The organism is Mycobacterium sp. IDUB_3 (assembly GCF_055419585.1).
In genome coordinates this window covers 2,214,332-2,238,055 of record NZ_JBVAXZ010000001.1, presented here as the reverse complement: position 1 = coordinate 2,238,055, position 23,724 = coordinate 2,214,332, and the positions used below count along the sequence as shown (strand labels likewise).

Annotated in this window: 22 protein-coding genes and 1 tRNA gene; 7 read left to right on the top strand and 16 right to left on the bottom strand. The window is 65.4% G+C overall.

Annotated features, from left to right (window positions below):
• Window positions 1–153: 153 nt before the first annotated feature.
• The 5 genes from ACZYVJ_RS09825 to ACZYVJ_RS09805 form a co-directional block, all read right to left on the bottom strand.
• Entirely contained in the window at window positions 154–549 is a 396-nt protein-coding gene (locus tag ACZYVJ_RS09825) for a hypothetical protein (protein ID WP_463830827.1), read from the bottom strand.
• 532 nt (window positions 550–1,081) lie between these two features.
• Window positions 1,082–1,276, bottom strand: a complete 195-nt coding sequence (locus tag ACZYVJ_RS09820; RefSeq protein ID WP_463830826.1) for an MBL fold metallo-hydrolase — start codon at window positions 1,274–1,276, stop codon at window positions 1,082–1,084.
• A 2-nt stretch (window positions 1,277–1,278) separates the two neighbouring features.
• Entirely contained in the window at window positions 1,279–1,704 is a 426-nt protein-coding gene (locus ACZYVJ_RS09815; protein ID WP_463832930.1) for an MBL fold metallo-hydrolase, read from the bottom strand.
• A gap of 31 nt (window positions 1,705–1,735) precedes the next feature.
• The gene (locus ACZYVJ_RS09810; protein ID WP_463830825.1) at window positions 1,736–1,918 is read right to left on the bottom strand and encodes a hypothetical protein; all 183 of its coding nucleotides are present in this window, start codon (window positions 1,916–1,918) and stop codon (window positions 1,736–1,738) included.
• A 27-nt stretch (window positions 1,919–1,945) separates the two neighbouring features.
• Complete coding sequence (locus ACZYVJ_RS09805) at window positions 1,946–2,644, bottom strand: cysteine hydrolase family protein (RefSeq protein ID WP_463830824.1); 699 nt, start codon at window positions 2,642–2,644, stop codon at window positions 1,946–1,948.
• Window positions 2,645–2,846: 202 nt separating this feature from the next.
• Here ACZYVJ_RS09805 and ACZYVJ_RS09800 point away from each other — a divergent pair, with 202 nt between their 5' ends.
• The gene (locus ACZYVJ_RS09800; protein ID WP_463830823.1) at window positions 2,847–3,002 is read left to right on the top strand and encodes a LysR family transcriptional regulator; all 156 of its coding nucleotides are present in this window, start codon (window positions 2,847–2,849) and stop codon (window positions 3,000–3,002) included.
• Between the two features lie 723 nt (window positions 3,003–3,725).
• Here ACZYVJ_RS09800 and ACZYVJ_RS09795 read toward each other — a convergent pair.
• The 6 genes from ACZYVJ_RS09795 to ACZYVJ_RS09770 form a co-directional block, all read right to left on the bottom strand.
• Window positions 3,726–3,801, bottom strand: a tRNA-Arg gene (locus ACZYVJ_RS09795).
• Window positions 3,802–3,849: 48 nt separating this feature from the next.
• Window positions 3,850–4,674 carry an LLM class F420-dependent oxidoreductase gene (locus ACZYVJ_RS09790; RefSeq protein WP_463830822.1) on the bottom strand — a complete coding sequence of 275 codons (825 nt, stop codon included), beginning with the start codon at window positions 4,672–4,674 and terminating at the stop codon, window positions 3,850–3,852.
• A 7-nt stretch (window positions 4,675–4,681) separates the two neighbouring features.
• Window positions 4,682–5,755 (bottom strand): poly-gamma-glutamate hydrolase family protein, encoded by a 1,074-nt coding sequence (locus ACZYVJ_RS09785; protein ID WP_463830821.1) that lies wholly within the window; start codon window positions 5,753–5,755, stop codon window positions 4,682–4,684.
• Window positions 5,756–6,997, bottom strand: a complete 1,242-nt coding sequence (locus ACZYVJ_RS09780; RefSeq protein ID WP_463832929.1) for an Nramp family divalent metal transporter — start codon at window positions 6,995–6,997, stop codon at window positions 5,756–5,758.
• Window positions 6,998–7,080: 83 nt separating this feature from the next.
• On the bottom strand, window positions 7,081–8,157 hold the full coding sequence (locus ACZYVJ_RS09775; RefSeq protein ID WP_463830820.1) for an NAD(P)H-dependent amine dehydrogenase family protein: 1,077 nt from the start codon (window positions 8,155–8,157) through the stop codon (window positions 7,081–7,083).
• Between the two features lie 24 nt (window positions 8,158–8,181).
• On the bottom strand, window positions 8,182–8,973 hold the full coding sequence (locus tag ACZYVJ_RS09770) for an SDR family oxidoreductase (protein ID WP_463830819.1): 792 nt from the start codon (window positions 8,971–8,973) through the stop codon (window positions 8,182–8,184).
• Window positions 8,974–9,212: 239 nt separating this feature from the next.
• Here ACZYVJ_RS09770 and pstS (ACZYVJ_RS09765) point away from each other — a divergent pair, with 239 nt between their 5' ends.
• From pstS (ACZYVJ_RS09765) to pstA, 4 genes are all read left to right on the top strand, one after another.
• On the top strand, window positions 9,213–10,310 hold the full coding sequence (pstS, locus tag ACZYVJ_RS09765) for a phosphate ABC transporter substrate-binding protein PstS (protein ID WP_463830818.1): 1,098 nt from the start codon (window positions 9,213–9,215) through the stop codon (window positions 10,308–10,310).
• A 251-nt stretch (window positions 10,311–10,561) separates the two neighbouring features.
• Window positions 10,562–11,674 (top strand): phosphate ABC transporter substrate-binding protein PstS, encoded by a 1,113-nt coding sequence (gene pstS / locus ACZYVJ_RS09760; RefSeq protein ID WP_463830817.1) that lies wholly within the window; start codon window positions 10,562–10,564, stop codon window positions 11,672–11,674.
• Window positions 11,675–11,704: 30 nt separating this feature from the next.
• Complete coding sequence (gene pstC, locus ACZYVJ_RS09755) at window positions 11,705–12,679, top strand: phosphate ABC transporter permease subunit PstC (RefSeq protein WP_463832928.1); 975 nt, start codon at window positions 11,705–11,707, stop codon at window positions 12,677–12,679.
• A 25-nt stretch (window positions 12,680–12,704) separates the two neighbouring features.
• The gene (pstA, locus tag ACZYVJ_RS09750; RefSeq protein ID WP_463830816.1) at window positions 12,705–13,607 is read left to right on the top strand and encodes a phosphate ABC transporter permease PstA; all 903 of its coding nucleotides are present in this window, start codon (window positions 12,705–12,707) and stop codon (window positions 13,605–13,607) included.
• A 12-nt stretch (window positions 13,608–13,619) separates the two neighbouring features.
• On the opposite strand, the gene ku is transcribed toward pstA, so the two are convergent.
• The 5 genes from ku to ACZYVJ_RS09725 form a co-directional block, all read right to left on the bottom strand.
• On the bottom strand, window positions 13,620–14,525 hold the full coding sequence (gene ku / locus ACZYVJ_RS09745; RefSeq protein ID WP_463830815.1) for a non-homologous end joining protein Ku: 906 nt from the start codon (window positions 14,523–14,525) through the stop codon (window positions 13,620–13,622).
• A gap of 96 nt (window positions 14,526–14,621) precedes the next feature.
• Entirely contained in the window at window positions 14,622–15,530 is a 909-nt protein-coding gene (locus tag ACZYVJ_RS09740; protein WP_463830814.1) for a carbohydrate kinase family protein, read from the bottom strand.
• Window positions 15,527–16,954 (bottom strand): mannitol dehydrogenase family protein, encoded by a 1,428-nt coding sequence (locus ACZYVJ_RS09735; protein WP_463830813.1) that lies wholly within the window; start codon window positions 16,952–16,954, stop codon window positions 15,527–15,529. The genes ACZYVJ_RS09740 and ACZYVJ_RS09735 overlap by 4 nt, the downstream gene beginning before the upstream one ends.
• A gap of 55 nt (window positions 16,955–17,009) precedes the next feature.
• Entirely contained in the window at window positions 17,010–17,864 is an 855-nt protein-coding gene (locus tag ACZYVJ_RS09730) for an HAD family hydrolase (protein ID WP_463830812.1), read from the bottom strand.
• On the bottom strand, window positions 17,861–19,387 hold the full coding sequence (locus ACZYVJ_RS09725; protein WP_463830811.1) for a mannitol dehydrogenase family protein: 1,527 nt from the start codon (window positions 19,385–19,387) through the stop codon (window positions 17,861–17,863). Before ACZYVJ_RS09725 ends, ACZYVJ_RS09730 begins: the two co-directional genes overlap by 4 nt.
• Before the next feature lie 128 nt (window positions 19,388–19,515).
• On the opposite strand from ACZYVJ_RS09725, the gene ACZYVJ_RS09720 reads away from it, so the two are divergent.
• Both ACZYVJ_RS09720 and ACZYVJ_RS09715 read left to right on the top strand, forming a co-directional pair.
• Window positions 19,516–21,771, top strand: coding sequence for an ATP-dependent DNA ligase (locus ACZYVJ_RS09720; protein ID WP_463830810.1), 2,256 nt, complete (start codon window positions 19,516–19,518; stop codon window positions 21,769–21,771).
• A complete protein-coding gene (locus ACZYVJ_RS09715; RefSeq protein ID WP_463830809.1) occupies window positions 21,768–23,717 on the top strand; it encodes a fumarylacetoacetate hydrolase family protein in 1,950 nt (649 codons plus the stop codon). The genes ACZYVJ_RS09720 and ACZYVJ_RS09715 overlap by 4 nt, the downstream gene beginning before the upstream one ends.
• Window positions 23,718–23,724: the final 7 nt, after the last annotated feature.

Genomic DNA, 23,724 nt, shown 5'->3' with positions numbered 1-23,724 from the left:
GATCATCAGGCAGCGCACGGCCGCCTCGGATACGAAGCTAATTGTTAGCACGCTGGCATGTGGTCGCCGGGCGCGACAGGCGCGTGTAGTGCCTGGCGCAGCGCCCGCCCTAGGATTCAGACATAACGACGTATCCCAGTTGGGTCAATTGCGCTAGCCGCACCATAGCGTCAGTGTTGGTTTTGATACCGCCGATTGTGTCGGAGTTTCGCCATCCGTTGGCTTTAGCGGGTCGCTCCGCATAGCTCGACGCGCCCGCCCCGCCCCAATAGTTCCGTGGCAAGGGCTTTGGGGATTCCCAGTGGCAACGTCACGATAGCGGTTGTACACGTCATCGCCTAACGTCACATGACCCGCGTTGGTATGGAACACCACGACCAGTTGTGGCTTCACGCTCCACGACGCCGCATCATCAAGAAGGAGTCCGATGTGGAAGATGGCGGCGGGTAGATCGCCCTCGGAAGCCAGCGACGCAACCCAGAAGGCGACCTGCACTTCGTCGAGTTCCATAGCGATGTCAATCTTTAGTTCTTCGTGGCCGGTAGACATTGGGCCCCTTTCAATTGGGGGCGATGTGACTTGGGTTATGTGGGGACGTCAGGTGATTGAGGCCGGCGGTGTGTGGCGCTTCGGGCATCAGATGAGGACGGTGGCCGCCAGGGAGCGGTTGCCCAGAAGCGATTCGGAGGAGCGGCGTCGGAACTGAAACCCCGTGGTGCGGTTCGTAGCCGCACTTGTGGCATATCAGGCGTCATATCTCCCATAAGGCGCTTTGTTGTCGTAGCCAAGCTCCAGCCAGTGCGAATCACCGGAAGATGAAGGATCGCATGGTTTCCGTGAGCCATAGATGACGAATTCACGGCCGCTTCTGGTGCGGCTCACCGCTCGGCCGGCCGGGCCGCAATGGTTTGAAGCGGTGTGGCCTGTGTGCGCCTGTCTGAGACGACCATGGACACCATCGCTGCTGCCGTGAATGTCTCCCGGGTTCGCTGGCGGACGTCGTGGGTTCACAACCGTTGAGTCGCGTAAGTCGGATGAGAGGAAGTGCTCTGTTGATCGCCGCTGCGTTGATGAAGTCCATCTAGGTGGAGGGCGTGAAGGTAGAGGTCTCGCCATGAGACAGGTAGACGAATTGTGTACTTCCGGCAGAGCTTTCGGCTGCCTGCTTGAAGTCGTCGAGTCCAGACAGAAATACCGAGAAGTCGTTGTAGTGGATTGGGATGGCGGTTCTAGGTCTGGTGATCTCGACAGCTCTGACTGCTTGCTCGCCGGTCATCGTCACGACCGTGACGAGGAACGTTGTGCCCCGGTGTGAATCAGGCCGAGGTCGATGTCAGGATAGCGACGGGGAATGTCCTCGAGGTCATCGACCAGCATGGTGTCACCGGTGATGTAGATACGGTAGAGGTGATCGCCGCTGCGGTTGAACTCGAGCAGATGGCCGTTAACGGGCATCAGGAGTTCGTCAACCGCGTCGTTTGCGGCGTGTTTGGCCGGCATCGCCGTTATCGTCAGCTCCGCATCGCCCTTGCGGATCACCAGCGATTCCCAGGTTTCTAAGGGGTAACCGTGCATGAAACCCAAAGCAGCCAGCATATCGACTGCGTCACCCGTCGACACGATGGGCAGAGTCTTGTCGAGTTCACGAGCGGCAACGTCGTCGAAATGGTCACCGTGGTAATGGGATAAGACGACTAGATCTATCGGGGGCAGGTCGGCGATTTGACACGCCGGCTCAACCTCGCGCCGCGCTCAAATCCCATGGCCCAAAAACATGCTCACCCTTGTGAAGAAATGCGGGATCGGTCAGCACCGTCAATCCGCCGAATCGGATGACGCTGGTGGCGTTACCGATGAAATAGACCTCACCCTGGCTGAAATCCGCCGTCTCACTGCTAGTTAGAGCCAACGACCTCATCGTGAATCCTCTCCCGTAGTTGCCCGGTCACTTGTCTTGCGGTGGTAACGCGGTGGCGTGCGGGACGCGCGGTCTCTCGATTGCCATAGCCGCGACGGCCTCGACCGTAGAGGGAACAGCATGTGCGAGGAAGGCGTAGTTGACCAAGGCGGCCTGGTAGCCGTCTCCGTGTGTTGGATGCCGAGGCCCGGCCGTAGCATCGCGGACCACGGCTACTTCGAATCCCTGCTCAAGCAGATCCCGCAGGTGGGACTCCACGCAGATGTTGGCGAGCATGCCGCACAGGACAACCTTGGTGATCCGCCGCTTGCGCAATTGCAGCACCAAGTCGTTGGTCTGCGGTCCCCACACTTTGTGAGGACTGGCGACGACGGTCGCGGAGTCCTCGATGAACGGCTTCAACTGGTCGAGCCAATCAGCACCAGACCCAGCGAAACCGTCAAGGCTCAGCGGGCCAACGCGTGCAAATGTGCTGGTGCGAAGCTCATCTGCCTCCAGCGGCCCATTGAACAACCAACCGTGGTCGGTCGGGTAAAAGTAGTGGGGAGAGACGAACACGGCAAAGCGGCCCGCGGCGGCGGCTGTCAGGATTTGGATGAGGTTCTCGACTGTCCTGTTCTCAGTCACACTTGCGCGCAAAAAATCCCAGTTTCTGCCCGAAGGGGAGAGGACGTCGTTCTGTGGGTCGATGACGACAACTGCGGTGTCGGCGGGGTCGAAGTTCACGGTATGGCTCCTGGTGCGGATGGCTTTCGGATAGGAATGAAACCGTGCGGGAGGTTATGCAGCTTCTTTCGTCGCGCTGTTCATGGACTGTGTACAGACTGCAGGGCTGCGCCGATCGGGGAAAGAGCCAATATCGGATCGCTGTGATCGTCGCTGCCGATTAATCGAGGTCGGTCACTTCCGGAGTGGTTAGTATTTGCCAGTGGAGCTGCGACAGCTTGAGGCCTTTGTTGCTGTGGCTACTGAGCTGCACTTCGGCCGTGCTGCGCGGAAGCTGAACATAGGGCAGCCAACGGTGAGCGGTACCCCGGAGTCGTCGGGTACATATTCTGCGGCGAGGTTTTGCTGGTCGGATTGAGGACGAATCACCGCCTTGCCGTTCGAGATGCGATTGCCCTTGCCGAGTTAGAGGGTGAGACCCTAGGCATTCACAATGGAGCACTGTTTCCGGCGTGGGCGCTGGCCGAACGGCAGGCCCTCGATGCCGCAGGGGCGTCGCCGCCCACTGTCGAGCTCGTAAATTGCGGTTTATCCGCATGTCAGTGGACGACGCAGCCCGACGTTGACTGGATCATCACGACAGCATCTATTGCCGGTGGCCAGATGTCCACGCCACTTCGACCCGTGGTGCCCACCCAACCCGTGCCGTATGTGCTGGCATGGAATCCCGACCGAGCCTCCACCGCCGCTGTGAGCCGTTTTGTGCAGTTAGCGCTGACGGTCGATGTGCCCACGGGCTGGGTATCCCAACCTGCCTGACCACTCGCGGCACAACTCCCGCTGAACGGCCGAACCCAACGACTTAAGCCGGGCGTGGCTTGAACCTGAGTTCAAAGAAGTCGCCGCGACCGATGGGATCGCCGCCAGTAGAGAGGTCGGCGTGGCCTGGGCTGGGTATCCGCGCCCGTTGGTGGCGGCTCGGCGCGACGATCCGCATGGCACCCGTTGCCGATGATCGAGCAGGGCCATCTGCAAGCCACCGACCGCGCCCCTTGATGTTGACCCGCGTAAACCGGATCGCCACTAGATAGCCAGTCGTCCTCAACGCTCCCATAAAATGGGATCTGACGTGCGAAGGCCCTGGTGCCCCCGGCAGGATTCGAACCTGCGACACCGGCTTTAGGAGAGCCGTGCTCTATCCCCTGAGCTACGGGGGCGGACGGCCTGAGCTTACCGGCACGCCCGCCGGTAAATCGCCACGGCGGTCAGCGCAGTTCGGCGATCACCTTCGAGAAGTTGTCGATGTTGTTGTCCTGCACGGTGAAGGACGACACGCCGTACTTTTCCCGGTATGCGAGCAACGTGTCGGCGATCTCGCGGGGCGAACCACTCAGTACCGAGTGCTGAGACAGGATCTCCTCGTCGGACAGGTCCGGCGAGTACGCACGGGTCAGCTTGAGGTCGGGCTCGGTCTCGCCGACCCGCGGCATCGCCGTGATGGCCAGGTTCAGCTCGAGCGAGTCGAACCGGTCACCCGCCGCCTTGCGGACGAACTCGACGCGTTCGGCGAACGGGTCCTCGACGTCGCGCACCTTGGAGCCGGTCAGCCCGATGATGTCGGCGTTGCGGGCGGCGATGGTCAGCACCCGGTCACCGTTGCCGGCGATGATGAGCGGTGTCGACGGGTGGTGCTCCTTCAGGTACGTCGTCATGTGCTCGAGGTAGTCGACCCGCGCGCCGGCGCTGGGATACGGGATCTCCGCGGCCTCGAACTCTTCGCGGACGTAGCCGGTGCCAAGCCCGATCTCCAGGCGGCCGTCGCTGAGCAGATCCAGGCCCTGCATGTCCCGGCTGAGCAGGGCCGGCTTGTAGAACGCGGAGTTGAGCACATACATGCTCAGCCGCAGCGTCGTGGTGACCATCGCGACCGCGGTCAGCGTCGGGAACGGAGCCGCGGCCCCCAAATGGTCAGGCACACAAAGAATGTCGAAGCCGGCGTCCTCAGCCCGCTTGGCCTTATCGAGCAGTGCCTCGCGCGACTTGAAGAACCGCATGCTCATTCCAAAGCGAAAATCCTTGGCCACCAACAATATCCGTTCAACGATCCGACATTGACCAACTACGGGCGGCCTCGGCCAACCCCTGAATCAGGGCGCTGGTGACCGACGACAAACCGTCATCACCCGCCAGCGGGCTGCGCGGGCTGATCCCCCTGACCCGGGCGCAAAGCTCCAGCTGGGTTCCGCCGTCGCGCACCCGGTTCACCGGGTTGCGCGGATGCAGGCCCCGCAGTTCCGGCGGGATCTCGTCGAGGTCGGTGATCACCTGGTAGCCGGTCAGCCGAATGTGCCGGGTCAGGTGCGCGGCCAGCGCGCGGTTGCGGCCCCCGGCCAGCAGCTGGGTGCTGCGACCGTCGCGGCCATAGCCGTGCAGCGACACCGCGACGTCGACATGGTCGAGGAATTCGGCGAGCCGCGGCGACTCGGCCGGGTCGAACAGGGCCGACGACAGGTGATGCGGATAAGCGTCGGGATGGCGCACCACGTACACCGAGGCGCCGGCCGCCTCGGCGGCACGCTCGGCGATCACGTCGGTCATCTCTTCCAGCCCACCGCCGTGGATCGCGAAAAACCCGAAGCGCGAACGTAATTGGCTGCTCTCGGTCATCCCGGGCTCGCTCAGCAACGCCGAAAGTGACTGTGGCCCAGGCCCGGACGTCGACGATTTCGGGCGGGGCCAGCCGGCGGGATCCCAGCGGCGCAAGAAGTCGACCCAGCGTTGCGGCAACCCGTGCTGCGTGGCGCCGTCGATGATCTTGGGCAGGTAGCCCGGCCTGGGCGGGCCCGGCGTCACGCGGTGGTCGATGTAGACCCAGGCCGGCGCCGGTCCGTCGTCGGTGTGCACCGTCATCTCGTCGCGCCGGTAGCGCACCGGAACCCCCTCGGCGCTGTCCAGCGTCGCCAGGTCACCGTCGGAGATCCGCCACACCACCCCGTACACCTGGTTGCCGGCGAGCGGTTCGACGGTGGCCACGCCGCGCTGATTGATCAGCCAGTCGTGATCGGCCAGCACGGCAGGGCGCGGATGCGCGGCGTCGGGGCAGCGTTGCGCCATCTGCCTGACGCATAGGTTCGACCCGTATGCGAAGTAGAGGTGCCGGAGGGCCGGCATTCAGCCGGTCACCGTCAGCCAGATCAGCACCACGTTAAGCAGAGTAATCAATACGCCGACGGCCCAGCCGAGAATCGTGGTGATGCGGTGATTGACGTCGCTACCCATCAGCCCGCGATCGCTGGTCAGCTTGATCAAAGGCAGCACGGCAAAAGGTATTCCGAACGACAACACCACCTGCGACAGCACCAGTGCGCGGGTGGGATCGAACCCCACCGCCAGGATCACCAGTGCGGGGACCAGGGTGATCACCCGACGCAGCACCATCGGGATCGACCGGTGCAGCAATCCCTGCATGATCATGGCGCCGGCGTAGGCGCCCACCGACGACGACGCCAGACCCGACGCGAGCAACCCGATCGCAAACAGCACCGCGATGGTCGCGCCCAGCGTGTTGTGGATCGCGGAGTAGGCGCCCTCGATGGAGGCGCTCATGTCGCGGTGCTGCAGGTTGACCGCGGCGATCACCAGCATCACGGCGTTCACCGTGCCGGCCACGGTCATCGCCAGCACGACGTCCCAGCGGGTGACGCGCAGCAGCAGGCGCCGATGTGATCCCTCTTCGGGATGGCCGTGCCGGTCCAGGACCAGGCCCGAATGCATATAGACCGCGTGCGGCATCACGGTGGCGCCCAGGATGGCGGCGGCCAGCAGCACGCTTTCGGTGCCGCGGAACCGGGGGATCAGCCCGCCGAGCATCTCCTCCGGCGGGGCCGTCTTGACGAAGAAGCTCGCCGCGAACCCGATGGCGATGACCAGCAGCAAGCCGGTGATGACCCGCTCGAAGATGATCTGTCCGCGCCGGTCCTGGATCCCCAGCAGCAGCAAGGCCACCAGGCCGGTGATCAGCCCGCCGGCCAGCAGCGGCAGGTTGAACAGGATGTGCAAGGCGATGGCCCCGCCGACGACTTCGGCCGCGTCGGTCGCGACGGCCACGAGCTCGGCCTGAGCCCAGTAGACCAACCGCGCCGGGCGGCCCATCCGCTTGCCGATCGTGGCGGGCAGCGAGCGCCCCGTGACCAGCCCCAGCTTCGCGGACAGGTACTGGACCAGGCCCGCCAGCACGTTGGCCGCGACGATGACCCACAGCAGCAGGTAGCCGTACTGCGAGCCGGCGCTGACGTTGGCGGCGACGTTTCCCGGGTCGACGTAGGCGATCGCAGCGACGAACGCGGGCCCGAGCAAATACCAATTGCCCTTGAGCGAGCCCTGGGTCCGCTGCCCCAACGTGCCGACCTCGATTCACTTCACCGAATAAGAAAGTGAGGTTAGTCGAACATCTCGGCGCGTCCCTCAGCGGCTACGGCGTTTCCCGCCCTGGGGCCTCACTGCGGGAGGTAGAGCCCCTTGCCGGTGACCAGCGGCAGATCCAGGGTTGTCACGATGCCGGGCTGGGCGGCCACCACCGCGGGGATCGCGTTGACGACGCGCATCGCGGTGGCAACCAGGCCGGCGTGGTTGTGATCGCCCTTGCGGCTGCTCACGCAGACGTCCATGGCATACGAGGGTTCGCCGGTGATCTCGATGCGGTAGGAGCCGCCCTCCTGGGCGGGCTGCGGCCAGTCCGGGCACAGATCCTCGCGCAGCCGGGTGACGTGTTCGAGGACGACGACGGGTTCACCGTTGACCATGCCGAACACCTCGAAGCGCAACGCCGCGGCGGTGCCCTTGGCGATATGACCCGAGGCGATGTCGAAGTCCTCGGGGGCGGGGACGCGGACGTAGTCCTGGGTGACCTCGTCGAGCGAAATACCCAGGCCCGCAGCCATTTGGCGGATCACCGAACCCCACGCCAGGCTGAGCACGCCGGGCTGCAGCAGCATGGGAAGCTCGTCCAGCGGCTTGCCGAAGCCCATCACGTCGAACATGACCGCGGCGCTGTCGTACGTGGCGTAGTCGACGATCTCCATGCAGCGAATCTGCTGGATGCTCTGGCAGGTACCCGCCAGCGCCAGCGGCAGCAGATCGTTGGCGAAGCCGGGATCGATACCGTTGACGTAGAGGCTCGAATTCCCCTCTTGCGCAGCGTCTTCCAAGGGCCTGATCAGTTCCTCGGGGATGACCTGCCACGGATACTGCAAGAAGACCGGGCCGCTGCCGACGATGTTGATTCCCGCCGCCAGGACGCGCCGGTAGTCCTCGAGCGCCTCGGGCAACCGGTTGTCGGCCAGCGCGTTGTACACGGCGCATTGCGGCCCGGTGGCGAGCACGGCATCCAGATCGGTGCTGGCGAGCACACCGGTCGACTCGCCGAGTCCCGCAAGCTCCGCCGCGTCCTTGCCGGCCTTGGCGTCCGAGGACACCCAGACGCCCAACAGGTCGAACTCCGGATTGGTGATGAGCGCGCGCAGGGCGTGGATACCGACGTTGCCGGTGCCCAATTGGACGACGGGGATGGGCATGACGAGCTCCTTAGCGATCGGGGGTCACAGGTCCGGGACGGGAATGTCGAGGTTGGGGAAGGTCAGGCCGCCGTCGACCTCGAGTGTCTTACCGGTCAGGAAGCTTCCGGCCGGGGACGCCAAATAGACTGCGGCAGCGGCGATGTCGATCGGATCGCCGAGACGGCGCATCGGTGTGGCCTTCTCCATCGGCGCGCGCAGTTCGTCGTTGGAGGCAACGACGTCCAGGGCGGAGGTCAGGATCGATCCCGGTGCGATCGCGTTGACGCGAACGCGCGGGCACAGGTCCAGGGCGGTCAACCGGGTGTAGTGCGACAGCGCGGCCTTGGCGGTGCCGTAGGCGGCGAAACCACGGCCGGCCAGCCGACCCATGGTCGAGGTGATGTTGATGATGCTGCCGCCGTCGGAGTGCTCCAGCATCAACGGCACCGCCGCAAGCGTCAGCGCGTGGGCGGTGGCGACGTTGAACGTGAAGGCGTCCTTGAGGTCCTTCGTCGAGGTGGTCAGCAGCGTGTTGGGCATGGTGCCGCCGACGTTGTTGACGACGATGTCTAGTTTCCCGAACGCCTCGACGGCCTTGGCGGCCAGCTCCGCGGTGGCCTCGGGATGCGCCAGGTCGGCGGCCACGACGTGGGCGCGCCGTCCGACGGCCCGGACCTGTTCTGCGACGGCTTCTAGTTGGGATTCCGTGCGTGAGGCGATGAGGACATCGGCGCCCGCCTCGGCGAAGGCCAGCGCGATGGCCGCCCCGAGACCGCGGCCTGCACCGGTGATGACGGCGACTTTGTCGTCGAGACGGAACCTGTCAAGGATCATGGCGGCCTCTCTTCATTTCAGTGTCAGCCGACACGGTAGCAAGCCGCGCCGTCTCGGATCGGGCATTTCTGGAACAGGTTCTACTTTTGCATATGGGCGTGGCGGTGGGGCCCCGGGCGCGGGCACGAACACGGGCGCCGGGTCCTACCCGCGCCGGGCGACCATTCGCCCGCCGTTAACCTTGGTGCTGTTAGCTGAACGGCGACGATCATGTCTGGTCTTCACCGTGAGGAAGTAACTTGAGGCGCAACCGATTTGGTGCCGCATTGAGTGTCCTGACGGCCGGTGCGCTGGTGTTGTCGGGATGCGGGGGCAACGACACCCGGGCGTGGGGAAGCGGGGCGGCCCCGGTCGATTGCGGCGGAAAGAAGACCCTGAAGGCCAGCGGCTCGACCGCCCAGGCCAACGCGATGACCCGCTTCGTCAGCTCGTTCGAGCGGGCCTGCCCCGGCCAGACGCTGAATTACACCCCCAACGGTTCGGGTGCGGGCATCGGTGAATTCACAGGTAATCAAACCGATTTCGCGGGTTCGGACTCACCGCTGGCCCCGATCGAATACTTCGCGGCCCAGGCCCGATGCGGTTCTCCGGCGTGGAACCTGCCGGTGGTTTTCGGCCCGATCGCGATCACCTACAACGTCGCGGGCGTCCACTCGCTGATCCTGGACGGCCCCACCACCGCCAAAATCTTCAAGGGCGCGGTCGCCGCCTGGAACGATCCCGCCATCCGGGCGCTGAACCCCGGCACCGCACTGCCCCCCGAGCCCATCCACGTCACGTTCCGCAGCGACCAGTCCGGCACCACGGACAACTTCCAGAAATACCTGGACTCCGCCTCCGACGGCGTGTGGGACCGGGGCATCGGCAAGGCGTTCAACGGCGGGGTCGGCGAGGGCGCCGAGGGCAACGGCGGCACCTCGGCGGCCGTGAAGGCGACCGAAGGATCGATCAGCTACAACGAATGGTCGTTCGCGTCGGCGCAGAACCTGGCCATCGCCAGGATTGTCACCTCGGCCGGCCCGGACCCGGTGTCGATCGGTGCGGAGTCGGTGGGGAAGACGATCTCCGGCGCCACCCTGACCGGGCGGGGCAACGACCTGGTCGTCGACACCTACTCGTTCTACAAGCCGACTCGGCCCGGCTCCTATCCGATCGTGTTGGCCACCTACGAGATCGTGTGCTCGAAATATCCCGACCCCAAGGTCGGCGCCGCGGTAAAGGCGTTCCTGCAGAGCACCATTGGCGATGGACAAAACGGCTTGGCCGGCAACGGGTACATCCCGGTACCCGCGTCATTCAAGTCACGGCTGGCGGAGTCCATCAACGCCATCTCATAACGTGAGACGGCACCCACGGGCGGCGTGAAACCCAACAAATATTCTTTGCTGTCGTGGCGGGCCGAAGCGCCGTCGAGTCCGGCTCGCGCGCACGTCGCCGCCCGGAGTCACCGCGTTCAGCGGCGAGCGCCGAACAATTTGCTCAACGTTCACCTTGTTACTGTTAGCTTCGTGGCTGCGAGACGGCTGGTCGGACGCAACCGCTACCGACCGGCGGCGATCTTGTTTCATCCCTACCGTAAGGAAGCGAATTGAAACTCAACCGATTTGGCGCCGTGCTGAGTGTCGTTAGCGCCGGCGCGCTGGCGTTGTCGGCATGCGGAAGCGACAACAACGGGACCGGCGCGAGCGCAACCAGCGGCTCCTCGTCGGGCAACGTGAGCTGTGGCGGAAAGAAGGCCCTCAAGGCGAGCGGCTCGACGGCTCAGGCCAACGCGATGACGCGGTTCGTCAACGCGTACGAGCAGGCCTGTCCCGGCCAGACGCTGAACTACACCGCCAACGGGTCGGGCGCGGGAATCAGCGAATTCAACGGTAAGCAAACGGATTTCGGTGGTTCCGACTCGCCGCTGGCGGCCAACGAGTACGCCGCCGCGCAACAGCGGTGCGGTTCGCCGGCGTTGAACCTGCCGGTGGTCTTCGGCCCGATCGCGATCACCTACAACGTCGCGGGCGTCAATTCACTGAGCCTGGACGGCGCCACGGCCGCCAAGATCTTCAACGGCGCGATCACGACATGGAACGACCCCGCGATCCAGGCGCTCAACCCGGGGGCCGCCTTGCCGGGCGAGCCGATTCACGTCGTGTTCCGCAACGACGAATCCGGCACCACGGACAACTTCCAGAAGTACCTCGATGCCGCCTCCAACGGCGCGTGGGGCAGGGGCGCCGGCAAGTCCTTCAAGGGCGGCGTCGGCGAGGGGGCGAAGGGCAACGACGGCACCTCCGCCGCGATCAAGGCGACCGAGGGGTCCGTCACCTACAACGAGTGGTCATTTGCTCAGGCGCAGAAACTGAACATGGCCAAGATCGTCACCTCGGCCGGCCCGGATGCGGTGTCGATCAGTGCCGATTCGGTGGGCAAGACGATTGCTGGAGCCAAGATCGCCGGCCAGGGCAATGACCTGGTGCTGGACACGCTGTCCTTCTACAAGCCGACCCAGGCCGGTTCCTACCCGATCGTGTTGGCCACCTACGAGATCGTCTGCTCGAAGTATCCCGACGCCCAGGTCGGTACGGCGGTCAAGGCATTCCTGCAAAGCACCATCGGTGCCGGGCAGAACGGCCTGGCAGACAACGGCTACATCCCCATCCCTGACGCGTTCAAGGCGAGGTTGTCTGCTTCCATCAACGCCATCACATAACCTGAGGTGGTCGTGACACGAGGAACAGCCATCAGCCCGTCGACCACCGAGAAGCCGGCACTAACGGCGCTGAGTCAACACGTGGGGCGGCGCGCTGATCGACTGTTCAAGTTGGTTGCGGCCGCCGCCGGTTCGACGATCGTGGTCGCCATCCTGCTGATCGCCGTTTTCCTGCTGCTGCGCGCCGTCCCGTCGTTGCGGGTCAACCACGCGAACTTCTTCACCAGCGCCAAGTTCAGCACCAGCGACCCGGCGAAGCTGGCGTTCGGCATTCGCGACCTGCTCATGGTCACGGTGCTCAGTTCGCTCAGCGCGCTGGTGCTGGCCGTTCCGGTCGCGGTCGGTATCGCGGTGTTCCTCACCCAGTACGCGCCGAAGCGGCTGGCCCGCCCCTTCGGCGCGGTGGTGGATCTGCTGGCCGCGGTGCCGTCGATCATCTTCGGGCTGTGGGGAATTTTCGTGCTCGCACCCCAGCTCGAGCCGGTGGCCGCGTTTCTCAACCGCCACCTGGGCTGGCTGTTCCTGTTCAAGCAGGGCAATGTGTCGTTGGCCGGTGGCGGCACCATTTTCACCGCCGGTGTCGTGCTCTCGGTGATGATCCTGCCCATCGTCACGTCCGTCTCGCGCGAAGTGTTTCGGCAGACCCCGCACATCCAGATGGAGGCGGCGCAGGCGCTCGGCGCCACCAAATGGGAGGTGGTGCGGATGACCGTGCTGCCCTTCGGCCGCAGCGGCGTCATTGCGGCCTCGATGCTGGGGTTGGGCCGCGCGCTGGGCGAGACCGTGGCGGTGCTGATCATCTTGCGTTCGGCCGCCCGCCCGGGTAACTGGTCGCTGTTCGACGGCGGCTACACGTTCGCCTCGAAGATCGCGTCGGCGGCCGCGGAGTTCAGCTCGCCGCTGCCGACGGGGGCATACATCTCGGCTGGATTCGCGCTGTTCGTCTTGACGTTCGTCGTCAACGCGCTCGCCCGCGCGATCGCCGGCGGGAAGGTGAACGGATGACCGGCTACGGCAACGAGCGGCGCTCGTGACGGCCGAAGCGCTGGACCGGCCGGTCAAGGTCGAGGTGTTCAAGCCGCTGAGCTTCCGGCGCCGGATCACCAACAGCGCCGCGACGGTCTTCTTCCTGAGCTCGTTCTGCGTCGCGCTGGTGCCGCTGATCTGGGTGTTGTGGATCGTCGTCGAACGTGGCTGGTACGCCGTCACGCGGTCGGAATGGTGGACCCATTCGCTGCACGGCATCCTGCCCGAAGAGTTCGCAGGCGGGGTCTACCACGCGCTCTACGGCACGGTGGTGCAAGCAGGGGTCGCCGCGGCCCTGGCCGTGCCGCTGGGCTTGATGACCGCGGTCTTTCTGGTGGAATACGGAACCGGGCGTCTGGTGCGGCTCACGACGTTCATGGTCGACGTACTCGCGGGCGTCCCCTCGATCGTGGCGGCGCTGTTCATCTTCAGCCTCTGGATCGCCACCCTGGGTTTTCAGCAGAGTTCGTTCGCGGTGTCGCTGGCCCTGGTCCTGCTGATGCTGCCGGTGGTGGTGCGCTCGGCCGAGGAGATGCTCCGGCTGGTGCCCGACGACCTGCGCGAGGCCAGCTACGCGCTGGGCGTGTCCAAATGGAAGACCATCGTGCGGATCGTCTTTCCGATCGCGATGCCCGGCATCGTGTCCGGCATCCTGTTGTCCATCGCGCGGGTCATCGGCGAAACCGCACCGGTGCTGGTGCTGGTCGGCTACAGCCGCTCGATCAACGTCGACATCTTCCACGGCAACATGGCGTCACTGCCGTTGTTGATCTACACCGAGCTCACCAACCCCGAACACGCGGGTTTCCTGCGGATCTGGGGTGCGGCGCTGACCCTGATCATTATGGTCGCCGTCATCAACATCGTGGCGGCGCTGACCCGCTTTTTGGCCACCCGCAGGCGCTGACCCGACGGCGGGTCAAGACTTCGACGACGCCTTCGAGGCCGCCTTCTTGGCCGGAGCCTTCTTGGCGGCCGTCTTCTTCGCGGGGGCCTTCTTCGCCGGGGTCTTCTTCGCGGGCGCCTTGCCGTTGCCGGAACGCGCCTTCACGCTGGCCTCCAGCTTGGCGAGCAGATCCGAGACGTCCTCGGTCTCGTCCAGCTGCTTCGGCTGCTCCTCGGTCGTGAACGCTTCTCCGCCTTCGAGTTTGGCGTCGACCAGCTCTTGTAGTTGTTCCTGGTAGGTGTCGTGGTAGCGGTCGGGATTGAACTCCTCGGCCATCGACTCCACCACCTGACCGGCCATCTTGAGTTCGGCCGGCTTGATTTCGACCTTCTTGTCCAGGATGGGGAAGTCCGGATCACGGATCTCGTCGGGCCACAACAAGGTGTGGATCACCATCACGTCACGCTTGCCGAAGTCCTTGACGCGCAAGGCCGCCAGCCTGGTCTTGTTGCGCAGGGTGAAGTGGACGATCGCCATCCGATCCGTCTCGGCAAGCGTCTTGGCAAGCAGCACATAGGATTTCGATGACTTCGAGTCCGGCTCCAGGAAGTAGCTGCGGTCGAACAGCATCGGGTCCACCTCGCTGGCCGGAACGAACTCCAGCACTTCGATCTCGCGGCTGCGTTCCTCGGGCAGGGTGGCTATGTCGTCGTCGGTGATGATGACCATCTGACCGTCGTCGGATTCGTAAGCCCGGGCGATGTCACGGTATTCCACGGTCTCGCCGTCGACCTCGCACACGCGTTGGTAGCGGATGCGGCCGTTGTCCTTGGCGTGCACCTGGTGGAACTTGATGTCGTGGTCCTGGGTGGCGCTGTACACCTTGACCGGGACGTTCACCAGCCCGAACGCGATGGAACCCTTCCAGATGGAGCGCATGCAAGTCAGTATGCCCGTAGGTCCGGTGGCAAAACAGCACGACAGGGCTACGACCTGGGATTGTCCACGCGGGCTTTCGACTTCCGGGGTATGCGCCTAGTCCTGCGAAGCCGCGTCCAGCGCGGCCCGATCCGGCAGGTCGGCTCCGGCGCGAGCGACGGTCAGCGCCGCGGACAGGCTCGCCGCCTCCAGCGCCGTCGTCAGCGCGTCTACTGTGATCCCGCGCAAGTCGGCGCGACGGTCGCCGCCCAGCGATCCCGATTCCCACATCGCGTCGAGCAGACCGACCATGAACGAGTCACCGGCGCCGACGGTGTCGACCACGTGCACCGCGCGCGTCGGCACCCGGGCGACGCCGGCCGCACAGAAGGCCACGGCGCCCCGGTCGGCCATCGTCACCGCCACGATGGCCGGACCCAATCGCAGCCACATTTGCGCGATCTGCTCGGGCGGGTGAGCGGGGTCGATCCAATGCAGGTCTTCCTCGCTGACCTTCACGATGTCGCTGCGCTCGATGAGGTGCTCGATGCGTTCGACGGCGAGTTCCCGGTCGGCGATCAGCGACGGCCGAACGTTGGGGTCGAAGGTGACCGTGGCCGAGACTCGATAGGTGTCGATCAGCGCCGCGACCGCCAGGCAGCCCGGATCCTGTACGGCGGCAATCGATCCGGTGTGGACAAAGAGCGGCGGGGCGACCGGCGGCGTTCCGGAGAGCCACCAGTCCAGGTCGAACACGTAGTCGGCCGACCCGTCTTCCGCGATGGTCGACCGTGCGGTCGGTGTGCGCTGCGCAGACCGGCTTTCCGAAACCAGTTGCACCCCTGCGGCTTCGACGTAGTCGACGATGCGCCGCCCATACGGGTCGTCGGCGATCGAGGTCAGGAAGTCGATTGGGCGGCCCAGTCGGCCGAGTCCGACGGCGACGTTGAGTGGACTGCCGCCGACATGCTCGTCGCTCCCGACGATATCGATCAGCGACTCGCCGATCACCAGCCCGCGGGTCATCGCACCAAGGCATCCAGCGTCGCGCGAGCCCCCTTGCTGTGCAACGAATCCAGCGCCCAGAGGTACGCCTCGACGAAGCGCGGCTGATGGGCCAGATCGCAGAACACCGCGGTGATCTCGATGAACACGGTGGGGTTCTCGCGCTGCGACCTGGCGATCGGGATGAGCGAGTCGGCCAGTTGGTCCAACACCTCGTACGGGTTGCCCCACTCGTCGACGCCCTCGGCGTATCGGGCCCAGCTCGCCACCACCGCCGCCGCCAGCCGAACCGGGCCGTCGTTGGCCAGGTTGTCGCAGATGACGGGATACAGCCATTTCGGGATGCGATCCGACGAATAGGCGCACAGCCGTGCGACGGTGTCCCGCACGGCCGGGTTGGCAAACCGCTCGACCAACGTGCGGCCGTACTCGTGCAGGTCGATTCCCGGCACCGGCGGGAGCGTCGGAATGGCCTCGGATTCGAAGTAGGCAAGCAGGAATTCGGCGAACAACGGATCGCTTGCGGCCTCGTGGACGAACTTGTAGCCGCACAGATGGGCGAAGTAGGCCAGGCACTGATGCCCCGCGTTGAGCAGTCGCAGCTTCATCAGCTCGTACGGGCGCACATCGTCGACCAACAGCACGCCCGCTTGCTCCAGCGGCGGCCGACCGTCGGCGAAGGCGTCCTCGATCACCCAGGCGGTGAACGGCTCGGCCACCACCGGCCACCGGTCGTTGACGCCGAAATCGCGTCGCACTTCCGCAGCCATCTCCAAAGTCGTTGCCGGAGTGATGCGATCGACCATCGAACTCGGGAACCGGGCGTGCTCGGCCACCCACTCGGCCAATTCCGGATCCACGTGTTCGGCGCTCGCGAGCACGGTACGTCTGGCGACCTCGCCGTTGTTCTCGATGTTGTCGCAGGAGACGATCGTCGGCGCGGCGATCCCGCGTTGGCGACGCCGGGCGAGCGCCTCGGTGATCAAGGTGAACGCGGGCCCATCGGGGTCGCGGTAGCCACCTTCGGTGATGGTCAGTGAAATGATCCGGGTGGACGGGGCGGCCAGCACCTCCAAAGCCGAATCCGGATCGTCCGGGGCGTAGCGGTAGTCGATGATCGAGCCGATCACCTGGGCGTCGCGGCTGCCGTTGGGGTTCTCCAAGATCAGCGTGTACAGCCCGTCCTGACCGTTGAGGACGTCGCGCATGGTCCAGTCGGCGGGCATCACACCCACCCCGCAAATGCCCCACTCGTACGCCAAACCTTGCTGCAGCAGCAGATTGATGTACACGGCCTGATGCGCCCGGTGGAAGTGACCGGCGCCGATATGCGCGATCCCGACGGTGACGCTGCCCCGATCGTATTTCGGCGCGTCGATCGGCAGCTCGGAGAGCGACGCATTGTTCAGATCGATCGCGTTGTTCAGATTGGTCGCGCTGGCCATCGTGGCCACCTCCTCCCCGGGTCGCAGCCCGGATCGCTACTGCGAGGTCGACGTCCTACGGGTGCGGGGAACGTCCGGCCGGCACGGCCGACGACAACAGGACATCGGCAAGAGCACGCCACGAATCGGTTATCGCGACTGCGCCGGCTTCGATCAACTCTGCACGGCGGCATTCCCGTTCGTCCGGCAACACGAACATCAGGTTGCCGACGGTGGCATAGCCGGCCGCCACCGCGGACTTCACGCCGGCCACCGAGTCTTCAATGGCCAGTCCCTGTTCGGCTGCGACGCCCAGTACCTGGCCGCAATGCAGATACACCGCCGGATCGGGCTTGCTCGTCGGCACCGGCAGAGAATCCTCCGCGCTGAAGGTCACCGCCTCCGAGATCAGCGAGTCCAGGCCGGTGGCGGTGAAGCAGGCACGCAGACGCTTGGTGGCGCTGGAGCTCACGGCCGCGAGTGCGTAGCGCGCCGCGAGCTCGCGCAGCGGTTCGAGCACCTGTGGATCGGGGGTCAAGGTGACAGCCAGGTGAGCGGTGACCCGTTCACGCTCGTCGCGCACCCACTGCTCGAGTTCGTCGGCGCACAATGCATTGCCGCTCGCCACGTCACCGGCCGACGCGACCACCGCGGCGGGGCGGCCCTGGGCCAATGTCTGGTCAAGCGGAACTTCGCATTGCACCGCCAAGTCGAGGGCCGTGGTACGAAAGTTCTTCCCGACGGCGCGCTTACGCAACTCCTCGGAGCTGAGCGGGGCGGTCACGCCGAACCTGGCCAGGAAACGATTGGTCACCTCGGTCGATGCGTCGAACGCCGGCCTCTCCGACCCGAACAGGTTGTCATCGGCGTCGCAGAGCAAGGTGGTGAGCGGCGCAGGGTCGAATTCGCGCACGAAGGTCAAGCCCGTCATCGTGCCACCAACTCCCGCTGGTCGTGCCGCAACGCGTCGCGCAGCGTGGGCAGCACACCGCGCGCGTCGATGTCGGCGATCATGTCGCCGAAACGTTCCGCAAAACCGGGGACCGCGCGCACCTCCGCGAACATCTCGTGCCCCAGCAGCGGATCGGGATTGCTGCTTGCCATGTTGGCCAACCTAGCCACCGGTATCGCCTGCGAGTCCTCGAGGCGGAGCTTTCGCCCCTGGAGGTCGTGGCCACGCATGTAGCGGGCCCATCCGGCGACCGCCAACATCAACAGGGTGTGTGGCCTGCCCTGCGCGATCGCCTCCTGCAGGGAGGGCAGCACGAACGTCGCGATCTTGCTGGTTCCCCGGCGGGCCAGCCGAGTCAGCTGGTCACTCATTCGGGGATTGCTGAGCCGATCGAGCAACGTGCGCCGGTATTCGGGTGTGTTCATCCCGGGAACCGGGGGCAGCAGCGGTTGAATCTCGTCGCGCAGCAGCTTCTCGACGAAATCGACGATGATGCCGTCCCGCATCGCTTCGTCGGTGCGCTGGTAACCGGCAAGGATGGCCAGGCACGCGAGCGCGATATGGGTTCCGTTGAGAAGCCGGGTCTTGATCAGCTTGTGGTCGCTGACATCGGCGACGAACTCGGCACCGACCTCGTGCAGCGGCGGTCGCCCATTGCTGAACGAATCCTCGATCACCCACTGGCAATACGGTTCGGTCACCACCGGCCACTTGTCGGCGACGCCGAACGTCTTCTCGACGAATTGCCGCTCCGACTTCGAGGTTTGCGGGGTGATGCGATCGACCATCGTCGACGGGAACGCGACATGCGTGTCGATCCAGCGGGCCAGCCCGGGGTCCTTCAGAGCGGCGAACGACACCAGCGCGGTCCTCGCCGGCTGGGTGTCGCCGGGGATGTTGTCGCAGCAGAGCACGGTGAACGGCGCGATGCCGGCGTGGCGGCGCCGGTGCAGGGCTTCAGCCAGGTACCCCCATGCGGTGGCGTAGTTTCCGGACGCGACGAGGTCGGCGCGCACGTCGGGATCGTCGGCGTCGAACTCGTCGGTGACGGGGTTCAGGAAGTATCCGTTGCCGGTGATGGTCAGGCTGACAATGCGGGTCTGCGGATCTACGAGGGCGGCGCGGACGGCTGCCCCGTCGTTCGGTGCGTAGTGCACGGAGCCGATCGACCCGACGACGCGGGCGGTTTGGCGATCGTGTCCTTGCTGCACCACGGTGTACAGCCCGTCTTGTGCCGACAGCAAGTCTTTGACGTCCGGGGAGTGAAGGCTGACGCCGGTAACCCCCCAGCGATCGGAGATGCCCGAGCGGGCGAGGTCGTCGAAGTAGACGGCCTGGTGCGCGCGATGGAAGTTGCCCGCACCGATGTGGACGACTCCGCGACCGAGGGATGACCGGTCGTAGGTTGGAACGTCGATTCTCCGGGAATGCAGTCGGAGGGTCGCGTCGCTGAGTGGGACGCCGCTGTTTCGACGCCACGGGGAGGGGATTACGTCAAACATTCAGTGTCTGTGCCCCGGGCCGGTCGCCAATCAACGTGTTCGTGGGTCATGTCACAAAATAAACTGGCGATCTGATGATTAACCGTGGTCAAAGCGGTTAACACGCGCGAAACGCGTAGTTTGACAACATGGCACCGCGGGTGAAACTGACCAACGCCGAGAAGGTGCTCTATCCCGCCACCGGAACCACGAAAAGCGAGATCTTCGACTATTACACGCGCATCGCCGAGGTGATGAGCCCGCACGTCGCCGGGCGGCCGGCAACGCGCAAGCGCTGGCCCAACGGCGTCGAGGAGGAATCGTTTTTCGAGAAACAACTGGCCTCGTCGGCGCCCGAGTGGCTGCCGCGCGCCAGCGTGACGCATAGATCCGGAACGACGACGTATCCGATCATCGACGGCGTCGACGGGCTGGCGTGGATCGCCCAACAGGCCGCGCTTGAGGTCCATGTACCGCAGTGGCGCTTCGTCGCCGAGTGGACCCGCAGCCGGGCCGAGGAACTAAAACCCGGTCCGGCGACCCGCCTGGTGTTCGACCTCGACCCGGGTGAAGGCGTCACGATGGCCCAACTGGCCGAAGTGGCGCGCGCCGTCCGCGACCTGATCACCGGAATCGGGCTGACCACCTATCCGCTCACCAGCGGCAGCAAGGGCCTGCACCTCTACACGCCACTGCAGGAGCCGGTGAGCAGTAAGGGCGCGACAGTGTTGGCCAAACGCGTTGCGCAACAACTGGAAAAGACGATGCCCACACTGGTGACGTCGACCATGACCAAAAGCCTGCGGGCCGGAAAGATCTTTCTGGACTGGAGTCAGAACAACGGTGCCAAGACGACCATCGCGCCGTACTCGCTGCGCGGACGTGAGCAACCCACCGTCGCGGCGCCGCGCACCTGGGAGGAACTCGACGACCCCTCGCTGCGCCAGCTGCGTTATGACGAGGTGCTGGGCCGGGTCGCCCGCGACGGCGATCTGCTGGCACCTCTGGACGAGGATGCACCGGTCCCCGATCGCCTGAGTAAATACCGCAGCATGCGCGACGCTTCGAAAACCCCTGAGCCGGTCCCCGCTGCGAAACCCGTTACAGAACACGGTAATAGCTTCGTCATCCAAGAACACCATGCCCGCCGGCTGCACTATGACTTCCGGCTCGAACGCGACGGCGTGCTGGTGTCCTGGGCGGTGCCGAAGAACCTGCCCGAAACGACCTCGGTGAACCACCTGGCGGTCCACACCGAGGACCATCCGCTGGAATACGGCGGGTTCGAAGGCACCATCCCCAAAGGGGAGTACGGCGCCGGGAAGGTGATCATCTGGGACGCCGGAACCTACGAGGCCGAGAAGTTCCTTGACGACGAGGTCATCGTTAATCTGCACGGCAGCAAGATCTCCGGACGCTATGCACTGATTCAGACCAACGGCGACCAGTGGCTGGCGCACCGGATGAAGGATCAGAAGGTCTTCGACTTCGACACCATCGCCCCCATGCTGGCCACCCATGGCTCGGTGACGGCGCTGAAGGCGGGCCAGTGGGCGTTCGAAGGAAAATGGGATGGCTACCGGCTGTTGATCGAGGCCGACCACGGCGCCATCCGGGTACGGTCTCGGCGCGGCCGCGAAGTCACTGGCGAATATCCCGAACTACGTTCGCTCGCAGAAGATCTCGCAGAGCACCACGTGATCCTCGACGGTGAGGCCGTCGTCCTGGACTCCTCGGGTGTGCCCAACTTCCATGAGATGCAGAACCGCGGTCGAGGCTCGCGCGTCGAATTCTGGGCGTTCGACGTGCTGTACCTCGACGGCCGCTCGCTGCTGCGGGCCAGTTACTCAGACCGGCGTAAGGTGCTGGAAATGCTCGGCGCCGGCAGCGATCTCATCGTTCCCGAGCTGCTGCCCGGCAACGGCGCGCAGGCGCTGGAGCACTCCGGCAAGCGCGGCTGGGAAGGGGTGATCGCCAAGCGGCGCGACTCCACCTACCAGCCCGGCCGGCGCTCGTCGTCGTGGATCAAGGACAAGCACTGGAACACCCAGGAAGTCGTCATCGGCGGCTGGAAGGCCGGGGAAGGCGGACGCAGCAGCGGCATCGGCTCACTGCTGATGGGCATCCCCACCGGCGATGGCCTGCACTTCGCGGGCCGTGTCGGCACCGGGTTCACCGAACGCGACCTGACCAAGTTGAAGAAGACGCTGGCGCCGCTGCACACAGACGCGTCCCCCTTCCAGCCACCGCTGCCCCGCAGCGAAGCCCGGGGCGTCACGTACGTCGAGCCGGTTCTGGTCGGGGAGGTGCGGTACAGCGAATGGACCCCGGATGATCGGCTGCGCCAATCGAGTTGGCGGGGGTTACGACCGGACAAGGACGCAAGTGAGGTGGTACGCGAGTGAAATGGGTTACCTACCAAGGTGATGACGGCGAGCGGGTCGGGGTCCTATCCGGGGACACCATTCACACGTTGCCGGCGGGAGTGACGCTGCTCGACCTGATCGCGCGGGGCCCTGACGGACTGCGGCAAGCGGGGGAGGAGGCGCAACGCACCCCGGCGGCGACGGTACCGCTCGCAGACGTGCGCCTACTGGCGCCCATCCCGCGCCCGCCGTCGATCCGGGATTCCCTGTGCTTCCTCGACCACATGCGCAACTGCCAAGCCGCGCTGGGCGCCGGGCGGCTGCTCGCCGACAGCTGGTACCGCGTCCCCGCGTTTTACTTCGCCTGTCCGGCAACCGTTTTAGGGCCCTACGACGACGCGTGGACGGCGCCCGGAAGTGCTTGGCAGGACTTCGAATTGGAGATCGCGGCGGTGATCGGGACGGGCGGAAAGGATCTCACCGTCGAACAGGCCGAACGGGCGATCATCGGCTACACCATCTTCAACGATTGGTCCGCGCGCGACCTGCAGCAGATGGAAAGCCAGCTGGGTATCGGGCAGGGCAAGGGCAAGGACACCGGTGTCACGCTGGGTCCGTACCTGGTGACGCCCGATGAGCTCGAGCCGTACCGCCACCCCTCCTATCCTGGCAAGCTGGACCTGCAGGTCACCGCCCTGGTCAACGACACCGTGATCGGTACGGGGTCGACGGCCCAGATGGACTGGACGTTCGGTGAAGTCATCTCTTACGCCTCGCGCGGCGTCACCCTCAATCCGGGCGACGTCATCGGCTCGGGAACGGTGCCCACCTGCACACTGGTCGAGCACCTCAATCCCGCTGCGCTGGAATCGTTTCCCGGCTGGCTGCACGACGGCGACGTCGTCACGCTCCAGGTCCAGGGCCTGGGGGAGACCCGGCAAACAGTCCGCGCGAGCAGTGCGCCGCACGCGTTGGCCGCGCGGCCCAATCCCGATGCGGCGCCGGCCGCGCCGCGGGTCAACCGGGCGCCGGCCCGGGTGCCCTACACGCGCGGGCTGCACCGGGTCGCCGACCGGGTGTGGGCATGGACGCTGCCGGACGGTGGCTACGGGTGGAGCAACGCCGGGCTGATCGCCGGCGAGGGCGCGTCCCTGTTGGTGGACACCCTGTTCGATCTGGCGCTGACTCGCGAGATGCTCACCGCGATGCGGCCCATCACGGGGTCCGCGCCCATCACCGACGCGGTGATCACCCACTCCAACGGCGACCACACCCACGGCAACCAACTGCTCGACGCGTCGGTGCGCATCATCGCCGCGCACGGCACCGCCGAGGAGATCGAGCACGGGATGGCGCCCGAGATGTTGGCCATGGCGCAAACGGCCAACCTGGGGCCGGTGGCGACCCCGTACACGCGAGAACGCTTCGGGCACTTCGACTTCAGCAACATCACGCTGCGCAACGCCGACCAGACTTTCGAGCGCAACCTGTCCGTCGAGGTCGGCGGGCGAAGGGTCGACGTGCTGAATCTGGGTCCCGCGCACACCGCCGCCGACTCGGTGGTGCACGTGCCCGACGCGGGGGTGCTGTTCGGCGGCGACCTACTGTTCATCGGCTGCACACCCATCGTGTGGGCCGGCCCGATCGCCAACTGGGTCGCGGCGTGCGACTCGATGATCGCGCTGGACGCACCCACGGTGGTGCCCGGCCATGGCCCCGTCACCGATCCGGACGGAATCCGCGCGGTGCGTGGCTATCTCGTGCACGTCGCAGAACAGGCCGAGGCGGCCTACCAGCGGGGCTTGTCGTGGGCCGAGGCCGCCGACACCATCGACCTCGGCGAGTACGCCACGTGGCTGGACGCCGAACGCGTCGTGGTCAACGTCTATCAGCGATACCGCGAACTCGACCCGCAGACACCGCAATTGGAGGTCATGGCCCTGCTGGTGATGCAGGCCGAGTGGCTGGCCAAGCGGTCGCGGTGACGACCGG